This window comes from Butyrivibrio sp. (genome assembly GCF_024699075.1).
In genome coordinates, this window is the sequence record NZ_JAILQF010000157.1 from 1 (window position 1) to 9,765 (window position 9,765).

General features: G+C 36.7%; 7 protein-coding genes and 1 pseudogene. 5 read left to right on the forward strand and 3 right to left on the reverse strand.

The window, feature by feature from the left end; all coding sequences use genetic code 11:
• The first annotated feature begins 81 nt into the window (after positions 1 to 81).
• Both K6G87_RS06070 and K6G87_RS06075 read left to right on the forward strand, forming a co-directional pair.
• Positions 82 to 1,440 carry an MATE family efflux transporter gene (locus K6G87_RS06070; RefSeq protein ID WP_296834978.1) on the forward strand — a complete coding sequence of 453 codons (1,359 nt, stop codon included), beginning with the start codon at positions 82 to 84 and terminating at the stop codon, positions 1,438 to 1,440.
• Between the two features lie 71 nt (positions 1,441 to 1,511).
• A complete protein-coding gene (locus K6G87_RS06075) occupies positions 1,512 to 3,179 on the forward strand; it encodes a GGDEF domain-containing protein (protein ID WP_296834980.1) in 1,668 nt (555 codons plus the stop codon).
• 86 nt (positions 3,180 to 3,265) lie between these two features.
• On the opposite strand, the gene K6G87_RS06080 is transcribed toward K6G87_RS06075, so the two are convergent.
• Together K6G87_RS06080 and K6G87_RS06085 are read right to left on the reverse strand one after the other, a co-directional pair.
• Complete coding sequence (locus K6G87_RS06080) at positions 3,266 to 3,772, reverse strand: ImmA/IrrE family metallo-endopeptidase (protein WP_296834982.1); 507 nt, start codon at positions 3,770 to 3,772, stop codon at positions 3,266 to 3,268.
• A gap of 219 nt (positions 3,773 to 3,991) precedes the next feature.
• Positions 3,992 to 4,375 (reverse strand): helix-turn-helix domain-containing protein, encoded by a 384-nt coding sequence (locus K6G87_RS06085; protein WP_296834984.1) that lies wholly within the window; start codon positions 4,373 to 4,375, stop codon positions 3,992 to 3,994.
• A gap of 177 nt (positions 4,376 to 4,552) precedes the next feature.
• Between K6G87_RS06085 and K6G87_RS06090 the strand changes: the two genes are divergently transcribed.
• A complete protein-coding gene (locus K6G87_RS06090) occupies positions 4,553 to 4,849 on the forward strand; it encodes a hypothetical protein (RefSeq protein WP_296834986.1) in 297 nt (98 codons plus the stop codon).
• Positions 4,850 to 5,288: 439 nt separating this feature from the next.
• Positions 5,289 to 7,376: a type I DNA topoisomerase gene (topA, locus tag K6G87_RS06095; RefSeq protein WP_296834989.1), complete on the forward strand. Its 2,088-nt coding sequence runs from the start codon at positions 5,289 to 5,291 to the stop codon at positions 7,374 to 7,376.
• A 96-nt stretch (positions 7,377 to 7,472) separates the two neighbouring features.
• On the opposite strand, the gene K6G87_RS06100 is transcribed toward topA, so the two are convergent.
• Positions 7,473 to 8,894, reverse strand: coding sequence for a hypothetical protein (locus K6G87_RS06100; protein WP_296834991.1), 1,422 nt, complete (start codon positions 8,892 to 8,894; stop codon positions 7,473 to 7,475).
• Positions 8,895 to 9,357: 463 nt separating this feature from the next.
• On the opposite strand from K6G87_RS06100, the pseudogene K6G87_RS06105 reads away from it, so the two are divergent.
• Positions 9,358 to 9,765: pseudogene (locus K6G87_RS06105) on the forward strand (GTP-sensing pleiotropic transcriptional regulator CodY); the annotation flags it as partial.

Below are 9,765 nucleotides of genomic sequence, written 5' to 3' on the forward strand. Positions count from 1 at the left end.
ACGTCATTTAGAGATTAAGGTATGCGATGTGTTTCATCCTTAGTCTCTTTATTACGGCCATAGAACATAAAGAGGATAATTATGAAATCAGATATGACAAAGGGCAGTATTGCTCCAATTCTTATTAAGTTTATGCTTCCACTTTTTGTTGGTAATCTTTTCCAGCAGTTTTATAACATGGTGGATACGCTTATTGTAGGTAGATATGTAGGAGAGGAAGCTCTGGCAGCTGTTGGTGCAACGGGTACTATAATGTTCCTTATCCTTGGCTTTGCTAACGGCCTTGCTACAGGATTTACAGTACTTACAAGCCAGTGTTATGGAGCTCATGATGAGAACAGACTCCGTCACAGTATTGCCAATGGAATCATTCTTGCCGTGATCGTCACTGTGATAACTACTTTTATAAGTGTTATCAGTATGAGATCTATTCTTCATATCATGAATACGCCTGAGAATATATTCGATTACTCATATTCCTATATTATTACTATATCTTATGGTATTTTTGCCAGTGTTTTTTATAACCTTGGGGCTTCTATTTTAAGAGCAGTTGGTAATAGTAAGGTGCCGCTTTATTTCCTTATTTTATCGGCATGTCTTAATGTGCTTCTTGATTTTGTATGTATTGTAGGACTTGATCTTAAGACCTTTGGAGCTGCTCTTGCAACTGTTATAGCTCAGGGAATATCAGCTGTTTTGTGCTTTATTTATATTTTCAAGAAGCAGCATTCCATGTGGCCTACAAAAAGCGACTGGCATCTTGATTCCAAAGATACCAATCACCAGCTCAGAGTCGGTGTTCCTATGGCACTTCAGTTTGCAATAACAGCATCAGGCACCATGATCATGCAGGCTGCTATCAATTTGTTTGGATCTACAGCGGTTGCTTCATTTACTGCAGCCAGCAAGATTCAGAGTCTTATCACACAGGGAATGCCTTCAATGGGACAGACAATTGCAGCATATGCCGGACAGAACTATGGAGCTGGAAGATTTGACAGACTTAAGGATGGTATCAAGAATTCAATGATCATAATGACAATATACTCACTGGTTGCTGCAGTATTGTCACTTACGCTCCTTGAGCCTGCTATGTATCTGTTCTTTGATTCAGCTCAGGAAGTAGCTGATCACCTGCCATGGGCTTTGCCATATATCAGATTCTGCGCTATATGTTATATTCCATTATCAGCTATTTTTATCTTCAGAAATATGATGCAGGGATGTGGATTTGGCTTCCTTCCTATGATGGGCGGAGTAGTAGAGCTTGTATCAAGAGCTGTTATGGCTGTCCTTTCTATGAAGCTTATGGTATATGAACTTGCCAGCGCCTGTGATCCGGCAGCATGGCTTACAACAGGTATATTCACATTTGTTGCATGGCTTTATGTGGCACCTAAGATAGAGAAGATGTTTGCAGGAAGGCAAAAGGCGTGACTTTTTGTTCAAGTTACGATTTTACTCGCAATAAGTAATAAGATAGTTAGCTCTAAACAAGGAGTTTACTTATGGATTATAGGTTTTTGCGACGCATCATAGCTTTTATTTTTACAATAATAATGTTGATGTTTATTGGCTTTGGCTTCTGTTATTCTAACGAGACCAACGACTATTATCGTGAAAACTCCATGATTTTTAATGATTATTGGAAGGTGGATGGGAAGATGATTTCTTTTCCATACAGTAATTCCGATGAGTTTACTATGTCCAATACGCTTCCGCAGGTTTATGGTGACCAGCTTCTGATAATCAGGTGCTATTATACTGATTTTGTGGCTTATATCGATGGTGAAGAGATAATTGAATCAAGAGAACATGCCTTTTTGGGTCACGATACTGATATAGGTAATAAAGAGATCTGGATTCCTTTGGAATCCGATTACACGGAAAAAGAGATCTCGATTAAGATAAATCTCCAGAAAAGTTTTTACAGGAACGAAGTTGTGGTAGGCTTTATCACGACAAGATCTGCTTATTGGATAGCGGAGCTTGTTTCTAACGTTCCTTCTATCATATTGTTCATATTATTTACATTTACCGGAATTTTTGAAGTTATCATCGCATCTTTTTTCATACTAAGAAGAACTCATCTTATAAGAAAGCTGTCATTTGAAGCCCTTCAATATGCAGGATTCTTTTCAATTGTTTCAGCTCAGTGGGTTATCAATGAAACGCGAATACCCTTTATAGCATTTGGCTATATGACAGGTTTTTCGGTTTTGACGGTTATCACATTTTTGATGATGCCGCTATTATTCTTTGAACTGTCCAGGGCAGTCTTTTTCAGGGTTGGCAAAAAAGATAATATAATAGATACCATTTTCATGCTTACGGTTCTTGTGTCATGCACTCTTGCGACTACAGGAATTATTGAGTGGAGAGTGCTGATCTATATCGCACATTTACTTGATATAGTTGTCATGATCATGGTTAGTTACTATTCTTATAAGAGCGTAAAAGAAGAGAATGTGCTTAATGCAAGGTCAGGTATTGCTGCGGCAAATGGCATATTTATTCTGATTGCAGGCTTTGCACTTATTCAATACATTAATAATAATACTTCAACTTATTTTCTTTTGATCATAATTGATCTGATGATCTATGTATTCGTTCAGATTGGCCTTATTTATAGAAGAATAGGTCTTAATGTAAAAGAAGAAAAAGAGTTTGCTATGACCAAGATCTATGCCTTTACAGATGAGCTTACAGGTCTTAGTAACCGAAGACACTTTTACAGGATAATAGAAGATTTTGAAAGGCATAAGCTTCCTGCAACCCTTACTTATATTGCAATTGATGTGAATCTGTTAAAGCATGTTAATGACACAATGGGACATGAAGCAGGTGATGAACTTCTTAAGGGTACGGCCAAGTGTATAAGGTCTGCCTTTTCATCCAATTCAACGTCTACTATAAGCAGAATGGGCGGGGATGAATTTGCGATACTTCTTCTTGCAACAGAAGCAGAGATAAAGAAGAGGGTTGATTCGCTTCAGAGTAGTCTTAAAAATTATAGAAAGAGCAGCATTAATGGAATCAGTATAGCTATAGGCTATGCCAGTGTTAAGGATTATCCTGAGTATACGCTGGATGAACTTGGCAAAGTGGCTGACGAAAACATGTACCAGGATAAGAAGAAATTCTATGAATCCAGTGGACTCGACAGAAGAAAGTAGAAATGACTCAAACTTGTCACAAAACATGTGGGGCTGTTCCTTGCGATTTGATTGGAGTGGTGGAAAAGCGATGGGGATAGCGGATTTCATTTGAGGAAATCGTTCTGGTGGTCGACGGGGTTAAAGTTATAGCCGCGTCTTATCATATCAGATGTCTTAAGGGCTACGAGGTTGATGTCTGAATACATGGCTCTTGCAATCTGGCTTACATCCATTCCCTGATATATACATTCAAGAATTTCATCATCAGGAAGAGATATTTCTGCAGCAAAAAGATTGGCCTCATACTCCATGCGACTTGTCTGCATATCAAAAAGATTGTACTCTGCAAAGGCCTTGGCGATGTCTTGGTGCAAGCGGTCATGGCCGATTTCATGCAGGATTACAATATTGTAAATCTCAGGAGAGAGGTCCTCTTTTATGAATATAAAAGGTATATCTTCAATAATCTGATATACCCCTTTTTGCTTTTTAAATGGAACAGGCTTTATCTCTATCCCGAGATATTCTGCAAGTAAAGCCGGATCAGTTGTTCCGGCTTCATCTATAAGCTTATGGGCCTGTTTTATTATATGGTCATTATCGTAGTACATAGTTTTGTGTTCTTGAATCTAAGATCATCTCTGCAAGATAACTTCTTGATGTCTGAATCTAAGATTGTGTTTATTAAATAACTACTTGCTATCTGAATCTAAGATCATGTCTGTAAGATAACTTCTTGATGTCTGAATCTAAGATTGCGTTTATGAGATAACTTTTTGTTATCTGAATTAGAGATTATATTTGTTATATGATCTCTTAGTTTCAGTATATTATGATGTCTTTTTGTTGCGGCGCTTTTTCTTAGCTTCGACATATGCCTGCTGCATGGACAGCATGAGGACATCCATATCATCTTCATCCATTCTGCCACCTGAGAAGAGGCTGGTAAGTTCAGCTACAAGTCGCTTTGCTTCAACTTTTTCTTCAACTTCTTCAGTACTGATTAAGAATCTGTCATCGTCTGAAACAAGGTCTGCAGGTGTTACACCAAGTACGTCTGCAATTCTGCGAAGCTGATTAGATGTACGAGGTATGCTTAAATCTGTCTCATATGATGAGATAGTTCTCTGGGCAACTCCTGATGCCTCAGCAAGTTCTGTTTGTGATATTCTGCGTTCTTTTCTGATTGTTTTAAGTTTTTGTCCGAATGACATTTTGATCTCCTCTTGAGTAGTCCTCTATATTTTTGTTACCAAAAGTAATGCTAAAAATATTGACATTAGCATAATAACATCATAGAATTAAAATGATGAAGTTGAAATGCTAAAAATATAATACAGTAAAGTAAGGCATTTAGCAATAGATATGAGCAAATAATTATGAGGATGTTTATGGAACAAAATAAAGTATTTGCAAGGAAAGCAACAAGTGCAAGAGGGACAGTTCTTGGCGACAGAAAAGTATATGTGGAAGTTGAAGCTACTTTTACCAAAGATGGATTTCTGCGCCCTGTCTGGATCATATGGGAGGATGGAACCCGCTATATGATAGACAGAGTCAGAAATTGCAGAAGAGCAGCAAGCTTGAGCGCAGGCGGTTGCGGCATCTTATATGAATGCATGATAGGTGGCAAGCAGATACATCTTTTTTACGAAGAGAATTATAAATGGTTTGTTTGCAGGAACTAGTCAGATAGCCATGTACAGCAATTGAGAATAATATGACATAAGTAATCAGATAAATAGACTTACAATAGTAAATTCATGTACAGAAGTTAATGACCAGTAGTTACATGAAATGAAAAAAGTCGAGCGCCAGAAATATAAGCAAAAATAATGCTAAATTTTCCGGCGCGCGGCTTTGCTTTTTTGTATTTGTAAAAAGTTACTATATAAGAGGTTTTTGAGAAGATTTTTTAATAAAAGTTGCCAAAATTTAAAAATGAGAGTATAGTTCTGATTTGTACGAAGTTAAATTTGGGTGATAAGTAAGCATATATATAGAAGAAACACAAATTTGACTTTTGGCAATATGTAAATTGGTTAAATGGATACTGAAGCTAAAGAGGCTTTACGTATCTATATCATAAAAATAAATTGTGGCACGTGGCTACAGAAAGGTTATTGAATGGCAGGAAATAAATTACTCATCGTTGAGTCACCAACCAAGGTCAAGGCTATAAAGAAGTTTCTTGGAAGCGGTTATGACGTTGCGGCGAGCAACGGACATGTAAGAGATCTTCCCAAATCACAGATGGGAATAGATATTGAGCATGATTATGAGCCAAAATATATAACTATTCGCGGTAAGGGAGACTTACTCGCAGAACTTCGTAAGAAGGTTAAGAAGGCTGATCATATATATCTTGCAACTGACCCTGACCGTGAAGGTGAGGCAATCAGCTGGCATCTTATTTCGGCTCTTAAGCTTTCAGAGAGTAGCAAAAAGGTGTCACGTGTAACTTTCAATGAGATTACTAAGAATGCTGTTAAGGAAGCTTTAAAGCACCCAAGAGACATAGACATGAATCTTGTTGATGCTCAGCAGGCAAGACGTGTACTTGACCGTATTGTGGGATATAGCATTAGCCCTCTTTTGTGGAATAAGATCAAAAGAGGCCTGTCAGCAGGAAGAGTTCAGTCAGTTGCACTGCGTATCATCTGCGACAGAGAAGATGAGATTAATGCATTTATACCAAAAGAATACTGGAGCCTTGATGTAAATCTTGGAGTATCCGGTGAGAAGAAACCTCTTGTTGCTCACTATTATGGTGAAGGAGATGAGAAAAAAGAAATCTCATCAAGAGAAGAACTTGAAGCCTTAGTTAAATCCCTTGAAGGCGAAAAATATAAGATTACACAGATCAAGAAGAGCGAGAGATCCAAAAAAGCTCCGCTTCCTTTTACAACATCAACACTTCAGCAGGAAGCTTCAAAAGCTCTTAATTTCAGCACACAAAAGACAATGCGTGTTGCCCAGCAGCTTTATGAAGGAATTGATATCAAGGGTAGTGGTACAGTTGGTCTTATCACATATCTTCGTACAGATTCAACTCGTATTGCAGACGAAGCAATGGCATCAGCTGCAGGATATATAGAGCAGAATTTTGGCAAAGAATATCTTGCTGAAGGCGAAGCTAAAGCTAAGAATGCTCAGAAAATTCAGGATGCACACGAAGCAATCCGTCCTACAGATGTAAACAGAACACCTGTAGCTGTTAAAGAATATCTTTCAAGAGAGCAGTTCCGTCTTTATCAGCTTATATGGCGCAGATTTATGGCTTCACGCATGGCTCCTGCAAAGTATGAAACAACATCAGTTCGTATTGACGCTGGAACACATCGTTTTACAGTTGCAGCATCAAAGACAGTATTTGATGGTTTCATGAACGTATATACAGATGATGAAGATCAGATCGAGAAGAATACACTTATGAAGGGAATTGATGAAAAGTCAGTTCTTAAGTTTGAATCATTTGATCCTCAGCAGCACTTTACACAGCCTAAGGCTCATTATACAGAAGCTTCACTTGTACATGACCTTGAGCAGCTTGGAATCGGACGTCCATCTACATATGCTCCTACAATAGGAACTATTCTTGCACGTCACTATATTTCCAAGGATGGCAAGAACCTTTTTGTAACAGATCTTGGACTTGCTGTAAATAAAGTCATGAATGATCAGTTTAGTCAGATCGTAAATGTTAACTTTACTGCTAATCTTGAGACTCTTCTTGACGGCGTTGCAGAAGGATCAGTTAAGTGGAAGACTATTATAGAAAACTTCTATCCTGATCTTGATGAGGCAGTCAAGAAAGCTGAAGTTGAGCTTGAAAAGGTTACTATTGCAGATGAAGAGACAGATGTTATCTGTGAGAACTGCGGTCGTAACATGGTCATCAAATATGGCCCTCATGGTAAATTCCTGGCTTGTCCCGGATTCCCTGATTGCCGTAACACTAAGCCATACTTTGAAAAGATCGGAGTAGAATGTCCGCAGTGTGGCAAAGACGTTGTTATCAAGATGACCAAGAAGGGCAGACGTTATTATGGCTGCCTTGGCTTCCCTGAATGTGAATTCATGTCATGGGCTAAGCCGTCAAAGACAAAGTGTCCTTCCTGTGGCGGATATATGGTTGAAAAGGGCAATAAGCTTGCCTGCGCTAACCAGGAATGTGGTTATGTAATGGATAAGCCTGAAGAGAATAAAGAGTAAAAAAATAGCCTTGTAGCAACTTATTATTGTTACAAGGCTATTTTTGACGTACAGATATAAAAGATAATATTAAAATGAACTAAGAATTTGATATTACTATTGTTCATAAATATATGTATAGTTATATTTGTTCTCATTCATTCGTTTAGCGGCTTCTAGACCGGTACAGGTTCCTGAAGCGATTAAAGAATGGCATCTTGATAAGAGTAGTATTGAAAGCAGGTATTCAGCTCCTAGTGTAAAGCCGGCTCTTTTAGACGGATTATTTCTGTGCATTTCAGAAAGCAATTCGTTTTCTTTGGTACTGAATCTTTCTTGATCGGTATAATAGATCTTATCTCCAAATATATCTTTGAAATACTTACAATAGTTTTCATCTTCGGTTGCAAGATATATGTATTTTAAGTCAAGTTTCTTCAAATTTATTTCAATCAGTTCACGCATTTTTTCTTTGGAAGCATGTACTGGATGATTGTCAAATTGTGCATTGACATAATCTGTTCCTCTTACAAGAACACCAAGAGTCTTCTCTGGAAAAGGTAAAAAATCATTTTCCCTTTGAGTTATATAATCGTTTATTAAACTGCTATAATGCCCATTTGGCCAGGATAAAGATGTATTATGGCTGCTTTGAGACATAATATGAGAGATGATTCTTGCATTATATGCGATCGGTGCAAAATAAACATTTTTGCTGTTTTTAATATCTTCCATTGAATATCCTTCTGGTTGAGCAAAAAATTTATTCCATATTTCATCTCCCTGAAAATCCTGATATATACTTCTGCTTCCGTTTATATTCAATATATTAAAAATTGGGATAAAGCCCTTGGATTTAACGTATAAAGCATAATCGATGGCCATATAATAAAGCGCAAAAAGCCCTAGATTTCCATAGCGTGCATCTATTACCATGAAATTTTTATCTTTATTTTCATTCCCGTTTTCATGTTTATCAGAAAACAAGAAGGTAAAAAACATAACCTCATCATAATACAGTATGTTGTGTTCATATCTATCGAGTGTTTCAGCGTGTGGATGCCCATATATTACATTTAAATACTTATAGCCATGCAACAATATGGCCATTTGTTCGGTTTCAGCTTCCTGTTCGTAAAAATATTCAATGCCCGGATATTCTTGTAAAATATCTAAAAAATACGTCCAGTTTTTGCCTACAAAAATCAGACGTTTGCCTTGCCATTGATTTATAGCAGCAAGATACAGTTCTATTGCATGATCATTGCAATCATACAAAACAAGACAGTCATAAGAATTTAATAATGATAAATCCAATTCACCTGTATATTTATATGAATGAATATATGTAGTCATATCGAAACACATAGTAAATAATTCATTACCATTTTTGTCAATGGCTATACCATATCCGTACTTTATAACAAAATCATGACAATGAAAAAATATATCCGGAGATAAGACGAAGCGTCCAAAATCACCAGTTTGACCTAAAACTTCATGGGCGGATCTGGTTTTGCTATTATCAATAATTATCATTTTGATGATACCTTTCCGGAATTTGACATATTAGATATGAAGCTTGGAATGAATGATCAATTTGCTATATTTATCGGAAAAAAATAGAATATTCTTATTGAACTATTATAGGCTCTAAATTAAATAAAGGTTAATATATGGCTGATAGTAAACAAAAAAACGTTAATTGTCAGAACATTAATATAAATTGTTTGATTTGTTTGCTTTATTCGATTGATTTATAGATGGTTTGTGTTTATAATGATAAAGGTATGTTTTATATCAGACATATTTGTGATAAGCAACTAGGATGTATATCAAAGATATATAAATAAAAGCATATATAAATATAGCTTTCATTATTAACAGTTATAAAGTAAACTCTGGCATGACGTAGGCGAAAAAACACAGGCTTGCCCGTGGGTAAAGTCAGTGTCAATATCACAGCAATAATAACAACTGCAATTACAGAAAGGATTTATTCATGAGTAGCGTTCAACTTCTAGATAAGACTCGTAAAATTGGTAAGCTTCTTCACAATGTTAATTCCGGTAAGGTTGTATTTAATGACATTTGTGATGTTCTTGGAGAGATTCTTTTTTCAAATGTTCTCGTGATAAGTAGAAAGGGCAAGGTACTTGGAACTTCTACCAGATCAGAGATTCCAGAGATTAAAGATCTTCTTATTGGTGAAGTTGGTAGTTTTGTCGATCCAATGCTCAATGAAAGACTCCTTACAATTCTTTCTACCAAGGAGAATGTCAATCTGACAACTCTTGGATTTGATTCAGAAGAGTCTGATCGCTATCAGGCAATCATTACACCTATTGATATTGCTGGTGAGAGACTCGGAACATTGTTCATATACAAGATGGCAGAGACATACGAAATA